General features: G+C 70.6%; 13 protein-coding genes. 9 read left to right on the forward strand and 4 right to left on the reverse strand.

The window, feature by feature from the left end:
- Positions 1 to 55: 55 nt before the first annotated feature.
- The 9 genes from ACWDEN_RS36160 to ACWDEN_RS36200 all read left to right on the forward strand — a co-directional run bounded on the left by ACWDEN_RS36160 (position 56) and on the right by ACWDEN_RS36200 (position 12,958).
- Positions 56 to 2,122 (forward strand): hypothetical protein, encoded by a 2,067-nt coding sequence (locus ACWDEN_RS36160; RefSeq protein WP_450862153.1) that lies wholly within the window; start codon positions 56 to 58, stop codon positions 2,120 to 2,122.
- A 206-nt stretch (positions 2,123 to 2,328) separates the two neighbouring features.
- Complete coding sequence (locus tag ACWDEN_RS36165) at positions 2,329 to 3,171, forward strand: nitrilase-related carbon-nitrogen hydrolase (protein WP_450862155.1); 843 nt, start codon at positions 2,329 to 2,331, stop codon at positions 3,169 to 3,171.
- 29 nt (positions 3,172 to 3,200) lie between these two features.
- Positions 3,201 to 4,451, forward strand: coding sequence for an aspartate aminotransferase family protein (locus tag ACWDEN_RS36170; protein WP_450862180.1), 1,251 nt, complete (start codon positions 3,201 to 3,203; stop codon positions 4,449 to 4,451).
- Between the two features lie 17 nt (positions 4,452 to 4,468).
- Positions 4,469 to 6,034: a PucR family transcriptional regulator gene (locus ACWDEN_RS36175; protein WP_450862157.1), complete on the forward strand. Its 1,566-nt coding sequence runs from the start codon at positions 4,469 to 4,471 to the stop codon at positions 6,032 to 6,034.
- Between the two features lie 155 nt (positions 6,035 to 6,189).
- A complete protein-coding gene (locus tag ACWDEN_RS36180) occupies positions 6,190 to 7,032 on the forward strand; it encodes a nitrilase-related carbon-nitrogen hydrolase (RefSeq protein ID WP_351604769.1) in 843 nt (280 codons plus the stop codon).
- Between the two features lie 25 nt (positions 7,033 to 7,057).
- Complete coding sequence (gene hydA / locus ACWDEN_RS36185; RefSeq protein ID WP_450862159.1) at positions 7,058 to 8,461, forward strand: dihydropyrimidinase; 1,404 nt, start codon at positions 7,058 to 7,060, stop codon at positions 8,459 to 8,461.
- 11 nt (positions 8,462 to 8,472) lie between these two features.
- A complete protein-coding gene (locus ACWDEN_RS36190; protein WP_450862161.1) occupies positions 8,473 to 9,495 on the forward strand; it encodes a TIGR03842 family LLM class F420-dependent oxidoreductase in 1,023 nt (340 codons plus the stop codon).
- Positions 9,496 to 9,976: 481 nt separating this feature from the next.
- Positions 9,977 to 11,527, forward strand: a complete 1,551-nt coding sequence (locus ACWDEN_RS36195) for an NCS1 family nucleobase:cation symporter-1 (RefSeq protein WP_351604761.1) — start codon at positions 9,977 to 9,979, stop codon at positions 11,525 to 11,527.
- A gap of 216 nt (positions 11,528 to 11,743) precedes the next feature.
- Positions 11,744 to 12,958, forward strand: coding sequence for a beta-ketoacyl-[acyl-carrier-protein] synthase family protein (locus ACWDEN_RS36200; RefSeq protein WP_450862163.1), 1,215 nt, complete (start codon positions 11,744 to 11,746; stop codon positions 12,956 to 12,958).
- A 116-nt stretch (positions 12,959 to 13,074) separates the two neighbouring features.
- On the opposite strand, the gene ACWDEN_RS36205 is transcribed toward ACWDEN_RS36200, so the two are convergent.
- The 4 genes from ACWDEN_RS36205 to ACWDEN_RS36220 all read right to left on the reverse strand — a co-directional run bounded on the left by ACWDEN_RS36205 (position 13,075) and on the right by ACWDEN_RS36220 (position 25,240).
- The gene (locus ACWDEN_RS36205; protein ID WP_450862165.1) at positions 13,075 to 14,979 is read right to left on the reverse strand and encodes an amino acid adenylation domain-containing protein; all 1,905 of its coding nucleotides are present in this window, start codon (positions 14,977 to 14,979) and stop codon (positions 13,075 to 13,077) included.
- The gene (locus ACWDEN_RS36210) at positions 14,963 to 21,826 is read right to left on the reverse strand and encodes an SDR family NAD(P)-dependent oxidoreductase (RefSeq protein WP_450862167.1); all 6,864 of its coding nucleotides are present in this window, start codon (positions 21,824 to 21,826) and stop codon (positions 14,963 to 14,965) included. The genes ACWDEN_RS36205 and ACWDEN_RS36210 overlap by 17 nt, the downstream gene beginning before the upstream one ends.
- Positions 21,819 to 23,903, reverse strand: coding sequence for a beta-ketoacyl synthase N-terminal-like domain-containing protein (locus ACWDEN_RS36215; RefSeq protein ID WP_450862169.1), 2,085 nt, complete (start codon positions 23,901 to 23,903; stop codon positions 21,819 to 21,821). Before ACWDEN_RS36215 ends, ACWDEN_RS36210 begins: the two co-directional genes overlap by 8 nt.
- A 62-nt stretch (positions 23,904 to 23,965) precedes the next feature.
- Positions 23,966 to 25,240 carry a cytochrome P450 gene (locus tag ACWDEN_RS36220; protein WP_450862171.1) on the reverse strand — a complete coding sequence of 425 codons (1,275 nt, stop codon included), beginning with the start codon at positions 25,238 to 25,240 and terminating at the stop codon, positions 23,966 to 23,968.
- Between the last annotated feature and the right edge of the window lie 78 nt (positions 25,241 to 25,318).

Consider the following 25,318-nt stretch of genomic DNA (forward strand, 5'->3'; position numbering starts at 1 on the left):
ACGACTCGTGTTGCCTACCCACCGGAAGGGCCGACGGTCGGGCGGGAGCTGAGCGATGGTGGTGGATCGACTCCCCGGTGGGGTGCGGGAGTTCGCGAGCTATCTGGACGGCCTGCTGGCGCGCCTCGACCAGGGCGGAGGGTGGAGCGGGGTCTTCTGGCAGCGCGACCCCGACGGCATGCGGGCCTGCCTGGACGGGCGTGAGGTGCTGCCGTGGGACGTGGTGGAGGCGCTGCTGGAGGACCTCGCCGCGGCGTACGGCCCCGCCGCCGCTGCCGCCGAGCGGGAAAGGGCCCGCGCCCTGTACCGGGCCGCGCTCACGGCGTACGACGCCCGGCCCGGCGCGCGGGACGCTATGCTCGACCGTCTCGACGTGATGCTCCGCGAACAGCGCTACGCCGCCGAACGCCAGGCCGAACTCACCCGCCGCCTGTCCGACCCGTCCCCCGCCGAGCACCCCGAGTCCCTCCGCCTCGACCTCGCCTGGGCCCAGGACGACCACGACCGCGCCACCGCCAGGTGCGCCGAACTCCGGGCACGGCTGGCGGAGTTGGAGGGGCGGGGAGTGGTGGATGCGGGTGCGGCGCGGACGGCGCCCGCCGAGGTGCCGGAGGCCTTCGGGGATGCCGGCCGTGTGGACGGCTCCGCTCGGGCCGCGCACGCCGTCGCGTCCGCCTCGGCCCCGTACGCTGACGGCTCGGCTCGGGCCCCGTACGACGTGGTGTCCGCTTCGGCTGACGGTTCGACACGGACGCGCATCGGCGGGTCCGGCTCGGGCTCGCACGCCGAGGGCTCGACGCGGGCCCCGCACCCCGCAGCGCCCGCTCCAGCCCCGCGCACGGTCACGCCCGCCCCTGCCGCCGCGCCCCTTCCCCATGCCGGGGCGCCGTCCCCCCAAGCCGCCTCGGCCTCTCCCGGTGTCGGTCGGACGGCGCAGGCCACCCCGCTCTCTCCCCACGTCGGTCAGGCCGCGCAAGGCGCCTCGGTCTCTCCTGGCGCTGGCCGGGCGGCGCCGGCCACCCCGTTCTCTCCTCATGTCGGTCAGGTCGCGCAAGGCGCCTCGGTCTCTCCTGGCGCTGGCCGGGCGGCGCCGGCCACCCCGTTCTCTCCTCATGTCGGTCAGTCCGCGCAAGGCGCCTCGGTCTCTCCCGGTGTCGGTCGGGCGGCGCCGGCCACCCCGCTGCCTCCGCCCGCCGATCAGTCCGCGCAAGCCGCCGCCCCCTACCCGGGTGCCGGCCGGGCGGCACGCGGCACCCCCTTCTCTCCTTTCGCCGATGAGGTCGCGCCCGCCGCCCCGCCGTCGGAGGCCACCCCGTCCGCTCCCCGTACCAGCCCGGTCGAGCCCCGAGGTGCCACCCTGCCCTCTTCCTCGGCCCCCGAGCCCGCCCCGGCCGTCAAGCGCCGTAAGCGCCGCCGTGGCAGTGCGCGGTTCGCCGGGATGGTGGAGGAGGACGGGGCCGTCGCTGAGGCGCGGCAGGTGTCCCCGTCGGTCGCGCCGGAGGCGCCCGCGCGTCGTGCGCCGCGTGGGGCGCGGTTCGCCGGAGCCGGGCAGGTGGGCGAGCCCGCGGCGGTCCCCGTCGAGGTGGTGGACGCGGGGGCGGGCGCGGCGGTGGCCGAGGTCGTGGAGCGGCTCGGGCGGTTGCGGGGCGAAGGGCGCAGCGGGGAGGCGCATGTGCTGCTCGTCGAGATCGTGCAGTGGCCCGCCGAGCGCTTCCCGGCGCTCGCCGACGCCCTGCACCGCGCCGGACTCGGCGCCGACTGGGCCACGCTGCTGTGGGAGACCGCCTCACTGCCCCCGGAGCGGCTGGTCGCGGCCGCCGACGCGCTCGCCGCCGCCGGGCGGGAGGCCGACGGGCGGCAGATGCTGCGGCAGGGCGTGGCCCGCCCGGCGGAGCAGATCGGCGCGGCCGTGCTGCGGCTGGAGGAGCAGGGGCGCCGGCGGGAGGCGGCGGCCTTACTGGACGCCTGTGTGCGGGGCCGTACGGCGGAGGAGGCCGCCCGGAGCGTCGTACCCGATCCGCACCGGCTCGTGCCCCTGCTGCTGCACGCCGCGCAGGCCGTCTCCGACGAGCGGCACTGGGACCTCGTACACGCACTGCGGGTCGCCGGGCACACGACGTGACCGGCAATCCGTCGCCTTGTCCCGATATGCTCTGTCTCACCCCTTCGAGTGACGCCCTCGCTCACCCACAGGAGTGTGAAACGTGATCGACTCCGCGGGTTGACGACGATGGTCTTGGCAAGGACCTCCCGGAGGCCTACTTTCGTCCCTCTACGACCCCCTCTACGGGCGTAGAGGCTCTGACGGTCCCGTCGAAGGAGCAGCTCATGGCCAACGTCGTACGAGCCGCCCTGGTCCAGGCCACCTGGACCGGCGACACCGAGTCCATGGTGGCGAAACACGAGGGGCACGCCCGCGAGGCGGCCCGGCAGGGTGCCGGGGTCATCGGGTTCCAGGAAGTCTTCAACTCGCCGTACTTCTGCCAGGTCCAGGAGCCGGAGCACTACCGCTGGGCCGAGCCCGTGCCCGACGGGCCGACCGTGCGGCGGATGCAGGAGCTCGCGCGCGAGACCGGCATGGTCGTCGTGGTCCCCGTCTTCGAGGTCGAGCAGTCCGGCTTCTACTACAACACCGCCGCCGTGATCGACGCCGACGGGACCTACCTCGGCAAGTACCGCAAGCACCACATCCCGCAGGTCAAGGGCTTCTGGGAGAAGTACTACTTCAAACCCGGCAACCTGGGCTGGCCGGTCTTCGACACCGCCGTGGGAAGGGTCGGCGTCTACATCTGCTACGACCGGCACTTCCCGGAGGGCTGGCGGCAACTCGGGCTCAACGGCGCCCAGTTGGTCTACAATCCGTCGGCCACGCACCGCGGACTGTCCGCCCACCTGTGGCAGCTGGAGCAACCCGCGGCGGCCGTCGCCAACGAGTACTTCGTCGCCGCCATCAACCGGGTCGGCCAGGAGGAGTACGGCGACAACGACTTCTACGGGACCAGTTACTTCGTCGACCCGCGCGGGCAGTTCGTCGGCGAGGCCGCGAGCGACAAGTCCGAGGAACTCCTCGTCCGTGACCTCGACTTCGACCTGATCGAGGAAGTGCGGCAGCAGTGGGCCTTCTACCGCGACCGCCGCCCCGACGCCTACGAAGGGCTGGTGCAGCCGTGAACGACCTCTACTCCCGCCACCGCCAGGTCATGCCCGACTGGCTCGCCCTCTACTACGACGAGCCGCTCGAGATCACCCACGGCGAGGGCCGCCACGTCTGGGACTCCGCCGGCAACAAGTACCTGGACTTCTTCGGCGGCATCCTGACGACGATGACCGCGCACGCGCTGCCCGAGGTGACCAAGGCGGTCAGTGAGCAGGCCGGGCGGATCGTCCACTCCTCGACCCTCTACCTCAACCGGCCGATGGTCGAACTCGCCGAGCGCGTCGCCCAGGTGAGCGGCATCCCGGACGCCCGGGTCTTCTTCACCACCTCCGGCACCGAGGCCAACGACACCGCCCTGCTGCTCGCCACCGCCCACCGGCGCAGCAACACGATCCTGGCGATGCGCAACAGCTACCACGGCCGCTCCTTCAGCACCGTCGGCATCACCGGCAACCGCAGCTGGTCGCCGACCTCGCTGTCCCCGCTGCAGACCCTGTACGTCCACGGCGGCGTGCGCACCCGGGGCCCGTTCGCCGAGCTGGACGACCGCGCGTTCATCGACGCCTGCGTCGCCGACCTGAAGGACATCCTCGGCCACACCCGGCCGCCCGCCGCGCTGATCGCCGAGCCCATCCAGGGCGTCGGCGGCTTCACCTCCCCGCCCGACGGGCTCTACGCCGCCTTCCGCGAGGTCCTTCAGGAGCACGGCATCCTGTGGATCGCCGACGAGGTGCAGACCGGCTGGGGCCGCACCGGCGAGCACTTCTGGGGCTGGCAGGCACATGCGCGAAGCGGCCCGCCGGACATCGTCACCTTCGCCAAGGGCATCGGCAACGGCGCCTCGATCGGCGGGGTGATCGCCCGCGCCGAGATCATGAACTGCCTGGACGCCAACAGCATTTCGACCTTCGGCGGCACCCAGCTCACCATGGCCGCCGGTCTCGCCAACCTCACCTACCTCCTCGAACACGACCTCCAGGGCAACGCCCGCCGGGTCGGCGGCCTGCTCATCGAGCGGCTGCGGGCCGTCGCCGCCCAACTGCCGGGAGTCCGGGAGGTGCGCGGACGAGGGCTGATGATCGGCATCGAACTGGTCAGGCCCGGCACCGACGAGGCCGATCCGCGGGCGGCCGCCGCCGTGCTGGAGGCGGCCCGCGAGGGCGGGCTGCTCATCGGCAAGGGAGGCGGCCACAACACCAGCGCCCTGCGCATCGCCCCACCGCTGTCGCTCACCGTCGCGGAGGCCGAGGAGGGCGCGGCGATCCTCGAACAGGCTCTCAGGAGCGCGTACTAGAGAACGGCGGTACGGCCATGACCACCACCCCGGAGTCCCGACACGCCTGGGAGCCCGCCCTCTCCGTCCGCCAGGTGCTCACCCTGGAACGGGTGCTCGCCGGAGAACCCGAGGTGGTCGCGGGCGCCGGGCAGCTCGACCGGCCGGTGCGCTGGGTGCATGTCGCCGAGGCGGCCGACGTCGGGGTGATGCTCAGCGGCGGCGAGATGGTGCTCACCACCGGCGTGCTCCTGGCCGGCGACGAGGCCAGGCAGGCCGAGTACATCCAGTCCCTGCACCGGGCGGAGGCCGTCGCCGTCGTGCTCGGCCTCGGGCGGGCCTTCCCGGCGCCGCCCGAGGTGATGCGCCGGGCCGCCGAGCGGTGCGGACTGCCCATGGTCGTCCTGCACCGGCCCTTCCCGTTCGCCGAGCTGACCGAGGAGGTCCAGTCCCGGCTGGTACGGCGGAAGTTCGCCGCCGTCAGCCTCTCGGAGACCGTACGCACCGAACTCACCGCCCTGATCACGGCCGGTGCGCCCCTGCAGCGGCTGCTCGACGAGGTCGCCCGGCACAGCGGCTGCCCCGTCGTGGTCACCAACCTCGCCCACCGCGTCCTCGCCACGGCGGGGGAGCGGTCCGCGGTGGACGACGTGCTGCGCGACTGGGAGCGGATCGCCCGGCAGGCCGGTGCCGGCGCCGAAGGCGGCTGGATCAGCGCCGAACTCGGCGGCCGCGGGGAGCGCTGGGGCCGGCTGCTGCTGTGCGGCTACCGGGGCGACACGGCCACCGGGCGGCTGCTCGCCGACCGGGCCGCCGAGGCGCTGGTCCTGCACCGCATGCTCGGCGGCGGCTCCGCGCACTCCTGGGAGGAGGAGTCCGCGCAGAGCCTGCTCACCGACCTGCTCTCCGGTGTCGTACCGGCGTGCCGGCTGCTGCCCAGGGCGCGCGCGGCCGGGCTGCCGGTCAACCGGCGCACCTTCGTCCCGCTCGTCGTCCTCGGTCTCGCGCCCGACGAACTCGACCGCGTGCTACGCCTGTTGGGGATGTCCGGGCTGGTCGCCGAGCTCGCCGACGGCCGGGCCGCCGTACTGCTCAGCCTCGCCCGCGACCAGGACGCCCAGGCCCTCACCGCGCACTTCGCGGCCCGGCTGCGCACCGGGTCGCGGGCCGTGGTCGCCGCCGCCGATCCCCGTACCGGCTGGGACGATGTGCCGGCCGGGCTGCGCGAGGCCCGGCATGTCGCCGACGCCGTCGCCGACTCCTCGGCCGCCCTCGACCTGCCGGCCGTGGTCCGCCTCAAGGACGTCCACCTGCGCGGGCTGGTCCGGCTGCTGCGCGACGACCCGCAGGTGCAGTCCTTCGCCGAACGTGAGCTGGACGGGCTGCTGTGCGCGTCCGAACCGGAGTTGCTGAACGTCTTGCGGACCTATCTCGCCACTGGCCGCAACAAGTCCCGCACCGCCCAGCTCCACCATGTCTCCCGGCCCGCCCTCTACCGCCGCCTGGAGGCCATACAGGCTCGCCTCGGCGTCGACCTGGATGACTTCGAACAGGCGGCCTCCGTGCACATCGCGCTCCTCGCGCATGACGCGCAACAGGGGTGAAACATGCGACGACCTGCGAAAACGGCGGTGAAACATGGGATCCGGCACACGTGACACGGTGACACGCGCACAGCCCGCAGACGTGACACGCTGCCCATCGAACGGCCCGCGCGGGCTTTCTACGCTCACGGCACACCGAGCTACCGGAGGTCCCGATGAGCCGAGTGATCCGTGCCGCCCTGTTCCAGACCGCGTGGACGGGCGACAAGGAATCCATGATCCAGGTCCACGAGCAGGCGGCCCGCGACGCGGCCGCGCAGGGCGCCCAAGTCCTCTGCTTCCAGGAGCTGTTCTACGGCCCCTACTTCTGCCAGGTCCAGGACAAGGCCTTCTACGAGTACGCCGAACGGATCCCCGAGGGGCCGACCGTCCAGCGCTTCCAGTCCCTCGCCCGCGAGCTGGGCATCGTCCTCGTGCTGCCGATGTACGAGGAGGAGCAGCCGGGCGTGCTGTACAACACCGCCGCCGTGATCGACGCGGACGGCTCCTACCTCGGCAAGTACCGCAAGACCCACATCCCCCAAGTGCAGGGATTCTGGGAGAAGTTCTACTTCCGCCCGGGCAACAGCGGCTGGCCCGTCTTCGACACGGCCGCCGGCCGCATCGGCGTGTACATCTGCTACGACCGCCACTTCCCCGAGGGCTGGCGGGCGCTGGGCCTCGCCGGCGCCGAGATCGTCTTCAACCCCTCGGCCACCTCGCGCGGCCTGTCCCGCTACCTGTGGCAGCTGGAGCAGCCGGCGGCGGCCGTCGCCAACGAGTACTTCGTCGGCGCGATCAACCGGGTCGGCGTGGAGGACCTGGGCGAAAACGACTTCTACGGCACGACCTACTTCGTGGACCCCGAGGCCCAGTTCGTCGGCGAGGTGGCGAGCGACAAGGAGACCGAACTGGTGGTCCGCGACCTGGACCTGGCCAAACTCCGGGAGGTCCGCGACCGCTGGCAGTTCTACCGGGACCGGGCGCCGGGGGCGTACACACCGCTGACCGCACCCTGACCGCACTGTTGACCGAGGGAGCAGCATGAGCAGCCGTACCGTCATCCGTGGAGGTCTCGTCATCACCGCGTCGGACGAGATCCACGCCGACGTCCTGGTCGAGGACGGCCGCGTCGCCGCCCTCGCCGCCTCGGGCACCCCCGCCGCCGAGGCGTTCACCGCCGACCGGCTCATCGACGCCACCGGGAAGTACGTCATCCCGGGCGGCGTCGACGCGCACACCCACATGGAGCTGCCGTTCGGCGGCACCTTCGCCTCCGACACCTTCGAGACCGGCACCCGCGCCGCCGCCTGGGGCGGTACGACAACGATCGTCGACTTCGCGGTGCAGAGCGTCGGCCACACCCTGCGCGAGGGCCTGGACACCTGGCATGCCAAGGCCGAGGGCAACTGCGCGATCGACTACGCCTTCCACATGATCGTCTCCGATGTGAACGACGAGACGCTCAAGGAGATGGACCTCCTGATCGAGGAGGGGGTGACGAGCTTCAAGCAGTTCATGGCCTACCCGGGGGTCTTCTACTCCGACGACGGGCAGATCCTGCGCGCCATGCAGCGCTCCGCCGAGAACGGCGGACTGATCATGATGCACGCGGAGAACGGCATCGCCATCGACGTCCTGGTCGAGCAGGCCCTCGCCCGGGGCGAGACCGACCCGCGCTACCACGGCGAGGTCCGCAAGGCCCTGCTGGAGGCCGAGGCCACCCACCGCGCCATCCGGCTCGCCCAGGTCGCGGGCGCCCCGCTGTACGTCGTCCACGTCTCGGCCATGGAGGCGGTGGCCGAACTGGCGCGGGCCCGGGACGAGGGGCTGAACGTCTTCGGCGAGACCTGCCCGCAGTACCTGTTCCTGTCCACCGACAACCTCGCCGAGCCGGACTTCGAGGGCGCCAAGTACGTGTGCAGCACGCCCTTGCGACCCAAGGAGCACCAGGCCGCACTCTGGAAGGGCCTGCGCACCAACGACCTCCAGGTCGTCTCCACCGACCACTGCCCGTTCTGCTTCGCCGGCCAGAAGGAGCTGGGCCGCGGCGACTTCTCCAAGATCCCCAACGGCCTGCCGGGCGTGGAGAACCGCATGGACCTGCTCCACCAGGCCGTCGTCGACGGGCACATCTCCCGCCGCCGCTGGATCGAGATCGCCTGCGCCACCCCGGCCCGCATGTTCGGCCTGTACCCGAAGAAGGGCACCGTCGCCCCGGGCGCCGACGCCGACATCGTGATCTACGACCCGCACGCCGAGCAGGTCATGTCCGCCGAGACCCACCACATGAACGTCGACTACTCGGCCTACGAGGGCAGGCGCACCACCGGCCGGGTCGAGACCGTGCTCTCCCGCGGCGAAGTCGTCATCAACGAGCGGGAGTACACCGGGCACGCCGGGCACGGCGCCTTCACCCCGCGCTCCACCTGTCAGTACCTCAACTAGGAGCAGCGCCCATGGACTTCGGACTCGTCCTGCAGACCGACCCGCCGGCCTCCCGTGTCATCAGCCTGATGAAACGGGCCGAGCGCAACGGGTTCACATACGGCTGGACCTTCGACTCCGCCGTGCTCTGGCAGGAGCCGTTCGTGATCTACAGCCAGATCCTGGCCAACACCACGAAGCTGAAGGTCGGCCCGATGGTCACCAACCCGGGCACCCGCACCTGGGAGGTCACCGCCTCCACCTTCGCCACCCTCAACGACATGTTCGGCAACCGCACCGTCTGCGGCATCGGCCGCGGCGACTCCGCCATGCGGGTCGCGGGCCGCAAACCCAACACCCTGGCCCGCATCAGCGAGGCGATGAAGGTCATCCGGGCCCTCGGCAGCGGCGACGAGGCCGACCTCGGCGGCGGCACGGTCGTGAGGTTCCCGTGGATCAAGCCGGGCGCCCGACTCCCCGTCTGGATGGCCGCGTACGGCCCGAAGGCGCTGAAGATGACCGGCGAGGAGGCCGACGGGTTCATCCTCCAGCTCTCCGACCTGTACCTGACCGAGTACATGGTGAAGGCCGTCAAGGACGCGGCGGCGGCCGCCGGACGCGACCCGTCCGAGGTCACCATCTGCGTGGCGGCCCCCGCGTACGTCACCGCCGACGACTCGCCCGAGGCCCTCGCCCACGCGCGCGACCAGTGCCGCTGGTTCGGCGGCATGGTCGGCAACCACGTCGCCGACCTGGTCGCCAAGTACGGCGAGCACTCCGCGCAGGTCCCCGACGCACTCACCGACTACATCAAGGCACGGCAGGGCTACGACTACGCCCACCACGGGCGCAGCGGCAACCCGGACACCCAGTTCGTGCCGGACGAGATCGTCGACCGGTTCTGCGTCATCGGACCGGCCGAGAAGCACATCGAGAAACTGACCGCGCTCCGCGCGCTGGGCGTCGACCAGTTCGCGGTGTACGACATGCACGACGCGCAGGAGGCCACCATCGACGCCTACGGCACGCAGGTGATCCCGGCCGTCAACGCCTGAGCCACTTCTTCGAGTTCACCCCCCACGCCCCTTTTGGTCTCCCCTCCCCGCCGCCGGGGAGGGGGCTGGTGCCCGCACGGCCTCTCCCCACCCCTCTCACCCCGATTGGCCAGCCCATGACCGACACCGCTCCCACGGCCATACCCCTGTCCGGCCAAGTCACCCTCCCCGACGGGCGCGTGGAACTCGCTCCTGGCACGCACCTGGACCACGTACAACTTCTCCGCCCTGTGGGTCGCGCAAGAGAGAACACATACTGCCTTGCAGGGCGCTGACCAGCGATTTCGTCGTCGATCGCACTGGCCGCGCGAGGGTCTGCCCGCTGTGCGCGGTTGACGCCGCCGACGGGCCGACGCCCGTCGGCGGTGCGTCTGCTCGCGCGGTTGGTCGGCTCGTCCATTGCTCGTCGCACTCCCGGGAATGAGTTGAGCTCCCCGGAGTCCGCATCGTCACATGAGTCTTGCGATACGAGGTGGTCCTGATGTCCTCCAATGGAAGAACCCTGGCCGATCCGGCCGTCGCGCAGCAGGTGTATGCGGACGGCCGGGTGGCGTTGTCCGATCCGGCGGTGCTGGACGATTCGCGTTTCGCCAACGCGGACCTGGTGCCGGTCCCGATCGCGCACCGGACATGGGGGACTTACAACTATCTCGCCCTTTGGGTGGGAATGGCGCATTGTATTCCTTCGTGGACACTGGCTTCGGGGCTGGTGGCGCTGGGGATGGACTGGAAGCAGGCGGTGTTGACGATCGCGCTGGCGAACGTGATCGTGCTGGTGCCGATGCTGCTGACCGGTCATGCCGGCACCAAGTACGGGATCCCGTTCCCGGTGTTCGCGCGGGCGTCGTTCGGGGTGCGCGGGGCGAACCTGCCGGCGATGGTGCGGGCGGCGGTGGCGTGCTGCTGGTTCGGCATTCAGACGTGGATCGGTGGGGAGGGCATCTTCCTGCTGGCGGGCAAGCTGTTCGGCCACGGCTGGCTGCACGCCGGCTCGATCGGGGGCACGCCGTGGACCCAGTGGCTGTCGTTCGGTCTGTTCTGGCTCATCGAGGTCGCCATCATCACCCGTGGTATGGAGACGCTCCGCAGGGTGGAGAACTGGGCGGCGCCGCTGGTGATCGTCGGTGCGCTGGTGCTGCTGGGGGTCATGGCCGCCAAGGCGGGCGGCTTCGGCCCGCTGCTGGACCAGCCCTCCAGCTTGGGCTGGGGGAGCGGGTTCTGGAAGGTGTTCTTCCCCTCCCTGATGGGCATGATCGGCTTCTGGTCCACACTGTCGCTGAACATCCCCGACTTCACGCGGTTCGGCGGCAGCCAGCGTGCCCAGCTGTGGGGGCAGACCCTGGGCCTGCCGACCACGATGACGCTGTTCGCGATCCTCTCGGTGCTGGTGACGTCCGGTTCCCAGGCCGTCTACGGGGCGCCGATCTGGGATCCGATCGCACTGAGTGCGAGGATGAGCAACACCGTCGGCGCCCTGTTCGCGCTGCTGATCGTGATGGTGGCGACCTTGTCGGTGAACATCGCCGCCAATGTCGTCTCCCCGGCGTACGACCTCTCGCACCTGCTGCCGCGACTGGTCAGCTTCCGCACCGGCGCGCTGATCACCGGTGTGGTCGGCATCCTGATCATGCCGTGGAAGCTGATCGCCAACCCGCACGTGTACATCTACACGTGGCTCGGCTTCGTCGGCGGCCTGCTCGGCACCGTGGCCGGCATCCTCGTCGCCGATTACTGGATCGTGCGCCGTACCCGCCTGGCGCTGGGGGAGTTGTACCTGTCCGACGGCCGCTATTGGTACACCGGCGGCTGGAACCTGCGCGCGGTGGCCGCGTTCGTGATCGGCGGCGTCCTGGCCGTCGGCGGCTCGTACTCGACGGTGGCCAAGGGCGTCAAGCAGGGCCCCTTCCCCACCGACGGCATCATCCCGTTCCTCAAGCCCCTGGCCGATTACGGCTGGGCCGTCGGCCTCGCCTCTGCCCTACTGGTCTACACACTGCTCAGCCTCAGCCGCAGGCAGCACCAGGACACCTGAACCACGGACCGGCCGCCGAGCGCGCCTGGGCGAATTCACCCTGGCGCAGTGTCCCCTCTGCGCTCCCGCCTGAGGTACCCCCATTGTTGGAATGACACAATCTCCCGCTTTCAAATCGGTCGGCTCCTACCCTGATTTCCCTTTTGAAAGCTGGCATGATCCCCGTGAAGGTAGGTCGGGCACTATGTAATATCTACAAAATTCAAGGAGGCTCGTGTGACCCGTAACGGTCGTGTGCTGGTGACGGGCGTCGGTGCGATGACGCCACTGGGAGCCGATGCGCCGTCGTCGTGGTCGGGGCTGCTGGACGGTAAGTCGGGGGTGCGTTTCCTGGAGGAGGATTGGGCCGCGGACCTGCCCGTGCACGTTGCGGCCCGGCTCACGGTGGACCCTGCCTCCCTGCTTCCGAGGACCGAGGCCAGGAAGCTGGACCGCGGTGAGCAGGCCGCCATCCTCAGTGCGCGCGAAGCCTGGCGGGACGCCGGTGCTCCGCAGGTCGAACCGGAGCGATTCGCCGTCGTCATCGGTACGGGGACCGGTGGTGTTCTCACCACGCTGGGGCAGGACGACATCTTCGAACGCGCAGGGATTCGCCGGCTGTCGCCGTTCACGGTCCCCATGCTGATGCCCAACGGGCCCGCTGCCTGGGTGAGCATGGACCTGGGCGCGAAGGGAGGCGCCAGGACTCCGGTGAGTGCCTGTGCGTCCGGGGCGGAGGCCCTCGCCCTGGGGCAGGATCTGATCCGCAGCGGGCGGGCGGACGTGGTCGTCGCAGGTGGGGTGGAGGCATGTCTGCACCCCTTCACCATCGCGGCATTCGCCCAGATGAAGGCCCTGTCGACGCAGTCCGTGGACCCGGAGACCGTGTCCCGCCCGTTCGACGTCGAGCGGTCCGGGTTCGTCATGGGCGAGGGCGCGGGGATGATGGTGCTCGAACGCGCCGAGTTCGCTCGGGCCCGTGGAGCAGGTGCCTACGGCACGCTGGCCGGCAGTGCAGTGAGTTCGAGCGCGAACCACATCACGGCCTCCGACGCGGACGGCCAGGCCTTCGCCATGGAACTGGCGCTGCGCGACGCCGGCCTGGCCCCGGCGGACATCGGGCTGGTGCACGCCCACGCCACCTCGACGGAGTCCGGTGACCTGGCGGAGGCCGAGGCGATCGGCCGGGTGATCGGCAGTCACGCCGCGGTGACGGCGACGAAGTCGATGACAGGTCACATGATGGGCGCGTCCGGAACTGTTGGCGCCATGGCCGCTCTGTTCGCGCTCAAGGACGGCACGGTGCCGGCCACGCGCAACCTCGATGAACTCGACCCGCGCGTGGAACTGGACGTGGTGCGCGGTGAGCGGCGCATCGGGCAGTGGTCCGCTGCGCTGGCCAACTCGTTCGGGTTCGGCGGGCACAACGTCAGTCTCGTCTTCACCAAGTGACGACGAGACGTTGACCGCCACGCCGGGCGGCATGGGCGCTGTCTCTGAGGCGCCGGTCCGCCGCCCAACGAACATGTCCGGCTGGTGCCGACGGCACCAGCCGGACACTTATGTCGCTATGCCCTCACGCGCGATTGCTGTACGCGGACCGCCAGTGACCGGACTGTTGGCGCTGAGAAAAGCGTTGAAACGGGCAATGAGACCTCCAGTTCCTTCCGCACCACTGCCATCAGACGTACGGCCCGTAGAGAGTCCCCGCCCAGTTCGAAGAAGTTGTCCAGGACGGAGAGCGAGGACGTTTCGAAGAAGGCTTTCCACAGGGAGAGCAGAGCCTGTTCCTCCTCGGTGGCAGGGCGAGCGTTCTCATCCTCCGTATCCGGCTCCTCCTCGTGCCGGGCCAGTGCGGCGCGGTCCACCTTCCCGTTCGCCGTCAGGGGCAGTGCATCCCACACGGTCACAAGGGCGGGAAGCATGTACGGTGGCAGGAATTCTTCCGCGGCCTTCTTGATGTCCGCGCCCGTTCGCCTGGCGCCCGCCGCCAGCACGACGTGCGCCACGAGTCGCCTGCGGCTCCGGTCGCCGGGGGCCGTGACGACGGCGCCCGCGACCTCGGGACATCGCAGCAGCGCGGCTTCCACGTCGCCCAGCTCGATCCGGTAGCCGCCGACCTTGACCTGCATGTCGTCGCGGCCGAGAAACTCGATCTCGCCGTTGGGCAGGAGACGTCCCCAGTCACCGGTCCGGTACACGCGATCTCCGGTGGACGGAGAGACGGTGAAACTCTTCGCGGTCTTCTCCGGGTCGCCGAGGTATCCACGCGCCAGGCCGACGCCGGCGATGCAGATTTCGCCTACGACCCACGTGGGGCGTGGCCGTAGGAGCGTGTCGGCGACAAAGACCTTTTGGTTCCGCATGGACGTGCCGTAGGGGATGGACGGCAACGCCGTGTCTTCGGGAACGATCCGATGCCAGATCGACCAGATCGACGCCTCGGTCGCACCCCCGAGGCTCCACAAGGCCGCCTGAGGGAAGAACCGCCGGATCTCGACGGGCAGGGCCACGGGAATCCAGTCCCCGCTCATGAGGACGGCGCGCAGCGAGGACGGGGCGTCCGGGGACCGGGGATCTGTGTCCTGCGACGACGTCAGGTGCTCGCACAGCATGGCCATCAGGGCGGGAACGCTGTTCCACACCGTGACCCTCCCCTCGGCCATCAGGGAGAGCCAGCCCGCCGGTTCGCGGGCGTCCTCCGGACCGGGCAGCACGACCGCGCCACCGGCGGAGAGAGGTCCGAAGATGTCGTAGACCGACAGGTCGAAGTTGAGGGCCGAGAGGCCGAGGACGCGGTCGTCCGCGGTGAGCGACAGTTCGTCGTTGACGTCCAGGATCGTGTTGACCGCTGGTCCGTGCTCGATCACCACCCCCTTGGGGACGCCCGTGGAACCGGAGGTGTAGATCACGTATGCGACGTCACGAGGTGTCACCGGGACGTCCGGCGCCGTGTGGACCGCGGCGTTCTCGGACGGGTCGGGCGCCTCGACCTCCAGCACCGTGAGGCCGTCGGGCCAGTCGACGGCGTTGCGCAGCGCGGGCTGGGTCAGGATCGTGTCCAGCTCCGCGGCGGCGATCACCGCGGCGAGGCGCTGGGCCGGCCAGTTCGGGTCGATGGGGACGTACGCGCCTCCCGACCGCAACACGCCCAGACTGCCGACCACCTGCTCCCAGCCCTTGTGCATCACCACCCCGACCAACGTTCCGGTGGTCGTGCCATGCTCTGCCAGGAGACAGGCCACACGAGCCGATTCCGCGTCGACGTCGGCATAGCTGAGCCGTCGGTCCCGTGTGATCACGGCGACAGCGTCGGGAGTACGCGCGGCTCGCTCGACGAAACGGGAATGGAGGGTGTGGTCAGAGGGGAACCCGGGCTCCTGGGTGCGCTGGAGCCTGCCGGCACCGGGCGCGAGCTCGGGGTCGTTCGCCCAGGCGGGCGCGAACCACGCGGAGTCAGCGACAGAGTTCACGAATCAGCCTTTCGTATGCCGCGAACATGGAGTCCACGACGCCCTCCGGGAACACTTCCTCCACCACGTCCCAGTTGAGGATCAGACCGCCGTTCTCCTCGAACGCCGTGTGGTCGAGGATGACTTGCGGGGTGCGGACCCCGCTCCATACCGGCGTGCCGGTCTCACCCATGCGGCACAGCGAACCCACGGGACCGGCCTCCTGCCCGCCCGCGGCGGCCCCGCCGATGGTGCTGTTGAAGACGACAGGCATGCGCGCCCGCCCCGCGCTCGCGTCCATACGGCCGAGGTCCCTGAGCACATCGAGGCCGGAACAGGCGGTGTGTTCCATGTCCTGCATCAGCTGCCGTTGGATCCGGCGGGCCGTGTCCCGGAACGGAGCGGCCTGGTCGACCCGCACTTCGAGCAGGCTCGTGGAGGAGAAGTTGCCTATGACGTTCGCGGTGTCCATACCGGCTATCGCGTCCCGTTGCGACACCAGGCAGGTGATGGTGAAGTCCGGTGTCTTGGACCACGCGGCGAGCACGTGGCAGTACGCCCCCAGCACGGCGCCCGACGCCGTCAGACCGGCTGCCGCGGCATTGCGCTTGAACTGTTCCCACTCCGGTGCCTCGACGCGCAGGAAGCGGTTGGTGAACACGGGGCGCCGTACGTCGGCGAGGCGGACCGCGAGCGGCAGTTCCGGAGCCGGGGGCAGGCTCTGGAGCCGACCGCCCCAGTACGACCTGCTCCGGTCGCTCTCCGCCGCCGCGGCCTGTTCGCGGATCCTGAGCGTGAACTCGTCGAATCCCGACCGCAGTTCCGGAAGTTCCGTGTCGGGGTCCGCGTAGAGATCCGCCCACTCCTTGAAGAGGACGGAGGTGCTGCTGCCGTCCGAGACGAGTACGTCGATGCCGAAGTGCAGCCGCGTCACGGTCGAGCTGACGGCCGTGGCGCGCACCACGAACAGGGGCCAGCTCGTGACGTCGAACTCCTTGGCCTTCAGCTCGGTGTGTATCGCGGCGAGCCGCTTTCCACGCTCGTCCTCCGTGAGCCGGGTCAGGTCCTCGACGGGGATCGACACGCGGGGCACGCTGCCCCGCACCCGCTGGGTCCCGGTCTCCGGGTCGAAGACGGCCCGCAGCATCGGGTGGCGCCGTACGAGCCGGTCGAGCGCGTGCTCGGCCGCCGCCACGTCGAAGCCGGTCAGGTCGACCTCCACGTACAAGTACGTGGAGACGTTGCCCAGTTCGAAGTCACCGGCCCGGCCCGCAAGATATGCCTCCTGCAGTTTGGTCAGGGGGAACGGGGCGGAGTCGGGCACGGAGGGCTGTTCCTCCCTCGTCCTGCCGGCGTCCGCGTTCTGTCGCGCCCCCTGCCTCGCGGGCGCCGCAACCGGGGCCGGGGCGACGTCCGGCTCGCTGACCTGGCCTGGGCCGGGCTCCTCTGACTCGTCGGACTCCCGACCGTCATCGGGCCGGAACAGATCCACGATGTGCGAGACGAGTGCCTCCGGAGTCGGGTGGTCGAAGACCACGGTGGCGCCCAGCCGGATGTCGAGCCTGCGGCCGAGGCGGACGCGCAGCTCCATGGAGGTGAGGGAGTCGAAGCCCATCTCGTAGAAGGACTGCTGGGCGTCCACGCGCCGGTGCTCGGTGCCGAGCAGTTCGGCCACACTCTCCTTGACCACGGTGAGCAGGCCGGCGACGCGCTGGTCGTGTGATGCCTCCGGCGAGTTCAGGAGGTCGAGGACGGTGGCCGCCTCCTGCGGGCGCGTGGGCCGGTCGGCCTCGGCGCGTGGCTGAGCGGAAGCGGCAGGCGTCTGCCGCGTCGGAGGCCGGAGAGCCGGGGCGCTCGGGGCCGGCGGGGCAGCGGTGACGGTGGGTGCGGGCGGGGCGGCGGGTGCGGGTGCGGGTTTGCGCATCCCCCCGGTCCGGGTCGCTCCACGCCCTGCGAGGCGGGAGAACAGGAACGGAGCGTCCATCGTCGCGTCGTCGGTCGCATCGGACACCGCGAGACGTGCCGCGATCACCGCGGTGGTGCTGCTGCCGAGTGCGGCATCGAACAGGGCGAGCCCCTCCGCCACCGTGAACGGCGCCACTCCGTTGCGCCGCAGTCGCAGCAGATCCGCCTCGTCGAGGTGCCCCGTCATACCCGTCGCCTCGTCCCACAGACCCCACGCGACGGAGTTGGCCGGCCGCCCCTGGGCCCGGCGCCAGTGCGCGAAGTGGTCCAGGAAGGTGTTCGCCGCGGCGTAGTTGGCCTGCCCGGGGCCGCCGAGCACGCCGTACAGGGAGGAGAAGACGGTGAAGAAGCGAAGGTCGTCCGCACGCGTCGCAGCGTCCAGGTTGAGCGCCGAGTCGACCTTGCTCGCCAGGACACGGTGCAGTTGCTCGGGCGTCATGTTCGGCACGATGGCGTCGTCGAGGAGGCCCGCGGCATGGACGACGCCCGCCAGCGGACGCTCCGAACGCAGTTGGGCCAGGGCCGCGCGCAGGCGCTCCGCGTCGGCGGTGTCGGCCTCGAGCACGCGAACCGAGGCGCCCAGGCGCTCCAGCTCGGAGGTGAGGGCCGTGATACCGGGCGCCTGCCGGCCACTGCGGCTGAGCAGCGCCACGGACCGCACGGACTTCTGGGTGACGAGGTGGCGGGCCAGGGCACGGCCGATCGTGCCGGTGCCGCCGGTGATGACGACGGTGTCGTCGCCGCAGTCCGGGAACGGGGCGCCGGCGGAGGTGTGCGGCCACAGATGCGGGCGCAGCACCCGGCCCGCGCGTACGGCCAGCTGGGCCTCGGAACGTCGCAACGCCGCCTTGACCGGGTCCGGTTCGGCGACCGCGGCGTCGTCGACGTCGATGATGCGGACATGACCGGGGTTCTCGGTCTGGGCGGTGCGGACCATCCCCCACAGAGCGCTCGCGGCCAGGTCGTGCGCCTCGTCACCGGGGACAGCCACCGCGTTCCGGGTGACGAACGTGAGCAGAGCACGCTCGGAGAGGTCCTCGGCGAGCATCCACCGCTGGACGGCCTCCAGCGCCCACGCCGCCGTGTCATGGACGTCAGCCGCGGTCACGGTCCCGGGGCCCGTCGACGGGGTGGACAGGACGACCTGCCAGTCTCCGGGCAGAGCCCTGACGACCATGACCGCTTCGTCGAGCGTGGCCACCGTTATCCCACCGTGTGCGGTGTTCCGCAGGGACGCGGCGAGCGGCCCGTCGGCGCCCACGACGCACAGGCGACGTTCCACACCCCGTTCGCCCTCGGCCTCCGTCCAGTCGGTCGTGTAGAGCGTGGCCTCCACGTGGTCCGGCTGCCGAGCGGGCCGCTCGAGACCGCGGACCACCATGCTGTCGATGCTCAGCAGCATATGGCCGAGGTCGTCGGTCAGGGTGAGGGCGATCGTGTCGGGAGCCACGCGGCGGGCAGCGGCCCAGCACTGGTCGGCAGCGTCGCCGTCACCGACCCGTACCCCGTTGAACACGAAGGGGACGGCGATGTCCCCTGCTGCCGGCGGTTCGATCAGGCCACAGGCCACGGCGGCGTGGAGTGCCGCGTCGGACAGCGCCGGGTGCAGCGCGAAGCCGTGGTGGTTGATACGAGCGCTGTCCGGCAGGACCACCCGGGAGCGGGCCCAGCCGTCGCCGTGCTCTCCACCGCGTACGCCTTGGAAGGCGTCGCCGTAGCCGTACCCCATCCCGCGCAGCCGCGCGTACAGCGTGTCGGCCTCCAGGCGTCCGGCACCGGGCTCGGTCGTGAGGCCGGCGGGAGTCGGCCGAGGGAGCTCGGGGGACACCAAGCCCTCCGCGTGCTGGCGCCACTCGGTGTCGGCCGCCGGGCGCGAGTACACCGCCACGGCCCGCTTCCCCTGTGCGTCGGCGCGTCGCGCGGTCACCTGTACGTCGACCTGAGACCCGTCCACCGGCAGGAGCAGCGGGTCCCGGAGCACCATCTCGTCGAGGGCCGGGCAGTCGAGTTCGCGCCCCGCCGTCAGCAGTAGCTCCGCGAAGGCGGTGCCGGGCAGCAAGGGCGTGTCCTCGACCCGGTGATCCATCAACCACGGGTGGCTTCGCACGGACAGGCGCCCGCTCATCACCATGGTGCCGTCGACCGTCTCGACCACGGAGGTCAGGAACGGGTGGCCGCCGGCCGCGATCGGCGTCCTGCCGGCGCTCGGCCGGACGGCGGCGGGCGGGGAGACGGCCGTGGTCTCCATCTGCGACGGAAGCCAGAACCTGCGTCCTTGGAACGGGTAGGTGGGGAGACCGTCCGGAGCCGGCCCCCCGGACCACGCACCGGTGTGCAGGGCGGCCCAGCCGACGTCGTGGCCCTGTACGTAGGCCTCGGCGGCAGCCGTCAGGAACCGCTCGTACGAACCCTGGTCCCGGCGGAGGGTGGCGCACACCGGGGCGTCGCTGCCGGCCTGCTCCAGAATCTGGCGCAGCGAGGTGAGGAGCACGGGATGCGGGCTGATCTCGATGAAGGCGTCGTAGCCGTGCGACACCATGGCCGTGACCGTCTCGGCGAACCGGACCTGCTCGCGCAGATTCCGGTACCAGTACGCGGCGGTCAGATCCTGCCCCCGCACCCGGTCGCCCTCGACCGTGGAGAAGAAGGCCACGTCCTCCGCGCAGGCCTGGAGGCCGTCGAGTCCTGCCATGATCCGGCCTTCGAGCTCGGCCATGACGGGTGAGTGCGAGGCGCACTTGGCCGGGACCCGGCGGGCGTACACGTCCCGGTCCTCGCACCGGTCCAGCAGACGCCGGATACCCGGTTCGTCGTCACCGGACAAGATGGTGAAGGCGGGGCCGTTGGTGGCCGCGACGGCGAGATGCGCGCCTGCTTCGCGGGTGGCGGTCACCGCCTCCTCGACGCCGAGCGCCACGGCTACCATGCCGCCGCGTCCCTCGTCCTCCAGCACGCGGCTGCGGCAGGCGACCACACGGGCCGCCGCGTCGAGACTGAGAGCACCGGCGAGGCACGCGGCGGCGACCTCGCCCTGCGAGTGGCCGATCACCGCGGCGGGCCGGACACCGGCGAGCTCCCACATCGAGGCGAGGCCCAGCATCATGGTGAAGGTGAGTGGCTGGACGACGTCCGTGCGCTCCCGGTTCGTCTCCCGGTCCTCGCCGGCCAGCACCGCCAGCAGGTCATAGTCGAGGTAGGGCTTGAAGGCTCCCGCGACCTCCTCGACCCTCAGCCGGAAGACGTCGGAGTCCTTCAGGAGCCGCACGGCCATGGCGTCCCACTGGGACCCCTGCCCGGGGAACACGAAGACCGGGCGTCGAATGCGCCGTGCCTCGTCGTGCACGACCGCTGGGGAGTCGGTGCCGTCGGCGAACGCCTGGAGCGCGGCGGCCAGGTGCTCTCGTCCTCCCGCGACGGCGACGGCGCGGTGGGCGTAGTGCTCGCGCTGTGTGGCGAGCGCCTGCGCGGTCGCCGCCACGGACGACGTCCCGGAGATGAGGTGTTCGGCGACCCTCGCGGCGTGAGAGCGCAGAGCCGCGGGCGACTTGGCGGAGAGGGTGAGGGCGTGAGTGGTGTCGTCGGAGGCGTCCGCCGGGGTCGCGGAGACCATCGGCTCCTCGTCCCAGCTCTCCAGGATCACATGGGAGTTGGTGCCGCTGACACCGAACGAGGAGACGGCGCACCGGCGTACGCCGCCCTGTGCCGTGGGCCAGGGCCTGCTCTCGCGCAGGACGTTCACCGACGAGGACCAGTCGACGTGGGAGTTGAGTTCCTCGACGTGCAGTGTCTTGGGCATGGTGCCGGCGCGCATCGCGCTCAGGCACTTGATGACACCGCCGACTCCCGCTGCGGCCATGGAGTGGCCGATGTTCGACTTGAAGGAGCCGATCCACACGGGTTCGTCGCCGCGGTCCGCTCCGTAGGTGGCCTGGATGGCGTTGGCCTCGATGGGGTCGCCGAGCTTGGTGGCCGTCCCGTGCGCCTCCACGAGCTGGACCTCGCCGGGCGTGAGCCGGGCGTCGGCGAGCGCCTGCCGGATCACCTTGACCTGAGCCTTGCCGCTCGGTGCGGTGAGGCCGTTGCTCGCGCCGTCCTGATTGACGGCGGTTCCCTTGATGACACCGAGGATGCGGCGCCCGTTGCGCCGTGCCGCCGAGAGGCGTTCGAGGACGAGGACGCCCGCGCCTTCGGCCCAGACGGTTCCGTTGGCGGTGTCGGAAAAGGTGCGACATCGTCCGTCCGGCGAGAGGGCACCCTTCTTCGCGTAGTCCACGAACATACCGGGCCCCGTGAGCACGGTGCAGCCGCCAGCGAGCGCCAGGTCCGTCTCGCCGCTGCGCAGGGACCGTACGGCGGTGTGAATCGCCACGCCGGACGACGAACAGGCGGTGTCGATGGTCAGGGCGGGACCTTCCAGGCCCAGGAGGTAGGCGATCCGCCCGGACGCCACGCTCGGTGAGGTGCCGGTGCCCATGAAACCGGCCGTCTCGTCCTGCCACTTCCACAGCGGCATCCCGTACTCGTTCGGCATCAGCCCGACGAACACGCCGGTCTGTGAACCCTTGAGGCTCGACGGGACGATGCCCGCCCGCTCGATCGCCTCCCAGGCGACCTGCAGGAGCACCCGCTGCTGCGGGTCCATGGAGATCGCCTCAGCGGGCCTGATCCCGAAGAAGTCGGCGTCGAAGAGGTCCGCGTCGTGCAGGAACCCGCCCTGCCGCACGAAGCTCGGGTCGTACAGATCCTCGGTGTGCCACTCGCGGTTGCCGGGAAAGTCCGTGATGGCGTCCCGGCCCTCGTCGACCAAGGCCCACAGGCGCTCCGGGGTGTTCACGCCGCCGGGGTAGCGGCAGGCCATACCCACGACGGCTATGTCTTCGGGCTCCGTTGTGTGCTCAGCCACGGAGTGCCTCCAGTTCGGTGTTCAGGTGTGCCGCGAGGTCGTTGATCGTCGGGTGGTCGAAGAGCGCGGACTCCGGGATCTCCACGGCGGTGGCGGTCGTGAGACGGTCCTGGAGCTCGAGCAGGGACATGGAGTCGGCGCCCAGGTCCTGGAAGGTGCTGTCGGGATCCACGCTCGGACGGCCGTCGCCCGTCTCGCCCAGAACGTCGAGGAGTTCGCGCTCCAGGAAGGACCGGATGAGCCAGAGCCGTTCGGAGGGATCGGCAGCCTGCACCCAGCCGTCGAGCAGGGAGCGTGGGACGGCCTCGTCCGGCGCCGCGGTGGCCGGTTCGGGGGCCGGGGCGAGGGAGCGGCGCGGTGCGGGTCCGTGAAAGGTGTCGCGTTCGAAGGGGTACGTGGGCAGGCCGGGCACCTTGCGCAGTCCTGTTCCCAGTCGAGCTGCGACCTCGGCGATGTCTCCGTGGGCGGCGTAGGTACCGGCGACGGATACCCAGGCGACTCGTTCGGCTCCTCCGTCGTGCAGCCAGTCCGCCGGTATGGCCAGGTCGTGGCCTGCCACGATCTTGAGCAGTCCGTCGCGCATCCGGTCCCAGCAACCGCCGACCACCGCGGCGCGGTGCTCGCCCTCGTCGCGCTGGGCGAGGGACCAGGCCACATCGCCCACGGTGTAGCGCTCCGTGGGGAAGGTGTGTTCGAGGAGGGCGCGGGCCAGCGTGCGGACCGCTTCGCGGGTGCGACCGGACAGACACCACACGGTGTCCGTGGTGGGCTGCTCGGCCGGAGTCCGGGACCCGGGCCGACCGGACGGACTCGTAGCGACGGGCGAACTCGCCAGGACCACGTGGACGTTGGTGCCGCCCATGCCGAACGAGCTGACCCCGACGAGTTCGTCGGTTCCCAGGCTCTCGTCGTGGTCCAGGCCGAGGACCCGAAGGTTGAGGTCCGCCAACGGCAGTGCCTCGGGGCTGCGGTGATGGTGCAGGGTCGGCGGCAGCTGCCCGTGATGCAGTACCAGGCACGCCTTGATGAATCCGGCGATGCCAGCCGCCGACTCCAGGTGCCCGATGTTCGACTTGACCGAGCCCACGAGCAACGGCGTTGTCCGCGGGCGCCGCCTTCCGACGGCCTCGCCGAGTGCCTCGGCCTCAACCGGGTCACCTACGGGCGTGCCCGTGCCGTGCAGTTCGACGTAGCCGACCGACGCACCCGTGATCCCCGCGGCGCGGTGGGCGGCCTCGATCACCTCGCGCTGGGCGTCCGCGCTGGGAACACCGAGACCGGCTCTGCCTCCGTCGTTGTTGGTGGCGCTGCCGCGCACCACGCAGTAGACGTGGTCACCGTCGCGTACGGCGGCCTCGAGCGGCTTGAGCACGACGACGCCGCCCCCCTCGGCGCGGACGTATCCGTCGGCGTGCTCGTCGAAGGCGCGACAGCGGCCGTCAGGGGACAGACCGCCCCACAGATGCACCTGGTCGGTGACGTCCGGCAGGAGGTTGAGGTTGACGCCGGCGACGAGCGCGGCATCGCATTCGCCCAGCTGCAGGCTCGCGACTGCCCGGTGCAGTGCACACAGGGAGGACGACTGACCGGTGTCGACGACTTCGCTGGGGCCGCGCAGACCGAGGTGGTGGGAGATGCGTCCCGCCAGCAGCGAGCGGCTCGAGCCCATGTGCCCGAACCGGTCGAGGCACCCGGAGGCGAAGTACCGCGTCCTGAAGTCATCCGCGCTCGCCCCCACATAGACACCCCAGCGCGCCGCGCGCAGGTCCTGTGCGGGAACGGAGGCGTCCTCCAGGGCCTGCCATGCGAGCTCGAGCAGGAGCCGCTGCTGCGGATCCATGTGCTCGGCCTCGCGTCGGACGATGCCGAAGAACCTGGCGTCGAACTCGTCGATGCCCTCGATGAAGCCGCCGTGCCGGATGGGAGTGCGGGGTTCGGCGGGCGCCGGCCCGGCACGTTCCTCCCAGCGGCCGGGCGGAGCGCTGCCCACGCTGTCCGCCGCGGACATGAGGTTGCGCCAGAACTCGCCCGGATCGGAGGCGCCGGGAAAGCGGCACGACAGACCGATGACGGCCATGGAGGCTGCGTCTGGTTCCGTGTACGTCCGTGTCGGTCGCGGCCGGTGGGTCCGTGCGCTCATCAGGCTGCTTCACCTGCTTCTGCCGTGCCCGGGCCGGATCGCAGTGGCCCAGGGGCGACGACGAGACTCCTCAGTCCCCGGAAGGTGGGGCTGGCCTTCCACTCCCTGTGCTGGGGCGGCGTGCGGACGGCGAGTTCCGGACAGCGCCGGACCAGGACGTCGAACGCGACCTCCGCCTCCAGACGCGCGAGGTGCTTGCCGATGCAGTTGTGGATGCCGCCGCCGAAGGCCAGGTGTTCACGGCGCGGCGTGTCGACCGTGAAGCGGTCGGGATCCTCGAAACGCGCGCCGTCGCGGTTGGCCGCGGCGAAGGCCAGGAACACGATGGAGCCGGCCGGAATGGTCACCCCGCCCACCTCGACCGATTCGGTGGCGTACCGGTACAGGGACAGATTGAAGGGGGACTGATGGCGCAGCATCTCTTCCACGGCGGCCGGCACGAGCGACCGGTCCCCCCAGACACGCGCCTTCAGATCCGGCTCCGACTCCAGCACCAGCAGCCCCGTGACGATCAGGTTCGCCGAGGTTTCGTACCCGGCGGCGAGCAGCGCGTACGCCTGGGCGACCGCCTGCGACTCGCTGAGCGAGACGGCGAGTTGCGTCAGGATGTCATCGGTGCCCGTCTCACGTCTCTGCGCGATGAGGCCGCGCAGGTAGCCGACCATCCGCTGCGCGTCGCGCCGGAGTACCTCGGGTTCCGCGTCACTGGTGATCGTCTGCACCCATTGGTGGAACGTCTCGCGATCCTCGCGCGGAACCCCGAGCGTGTCACAGATGACGCCGATCGAGTAAGGGAAGGCGAAATCCTGGACGAGGTCGAACGACTCGTGTCCTGCGACGGCGTCCAGGACCGATTCGGCCAGTTCCCGCATGGCCTGGCGCTTGGGAGCCACCGCCCGCGCGGTGAAGGAGCTGTTGAGCGGTTTGCGCAGGGCGGTATGGACCGGCGGGTCGTTGTTCGCCATGTTGTCGTAGAGCAGCGAGCTTCGGTCCTGCTCCTGTCCGCCGCCTTGGGCGCTCGCCGCAAACAACGGCATTGCCTTGTCTATGCTTTTGCGGAAACGGGGATCCCGCAGTACGAATTCGACATCCTCGTAGGAAGTCACCACCCAGGCACGCAGGTTCGGTGGCAGGTACGCCATACCCGTTTCGAGTACGACTTCAGTGGGTTTGTTTCCGCGTTGTTTTATCGCCCGATAGACAGCATGCGGATCTCTGTAGAAATCCACGTCGAGGCGGATGGGGCACCTGTTTTCAGGTATCTCGGATGTCATGGAATTCTTTCGATGGAAAAGTCGAGGCAATGTCGCTCGGAGACGGTGACGCGCCAAGCCGCAGTGCCAACTTGCTCC

The organism is Streptomyces sp. NPDC001153 (genome assembly GCF_053598315.1).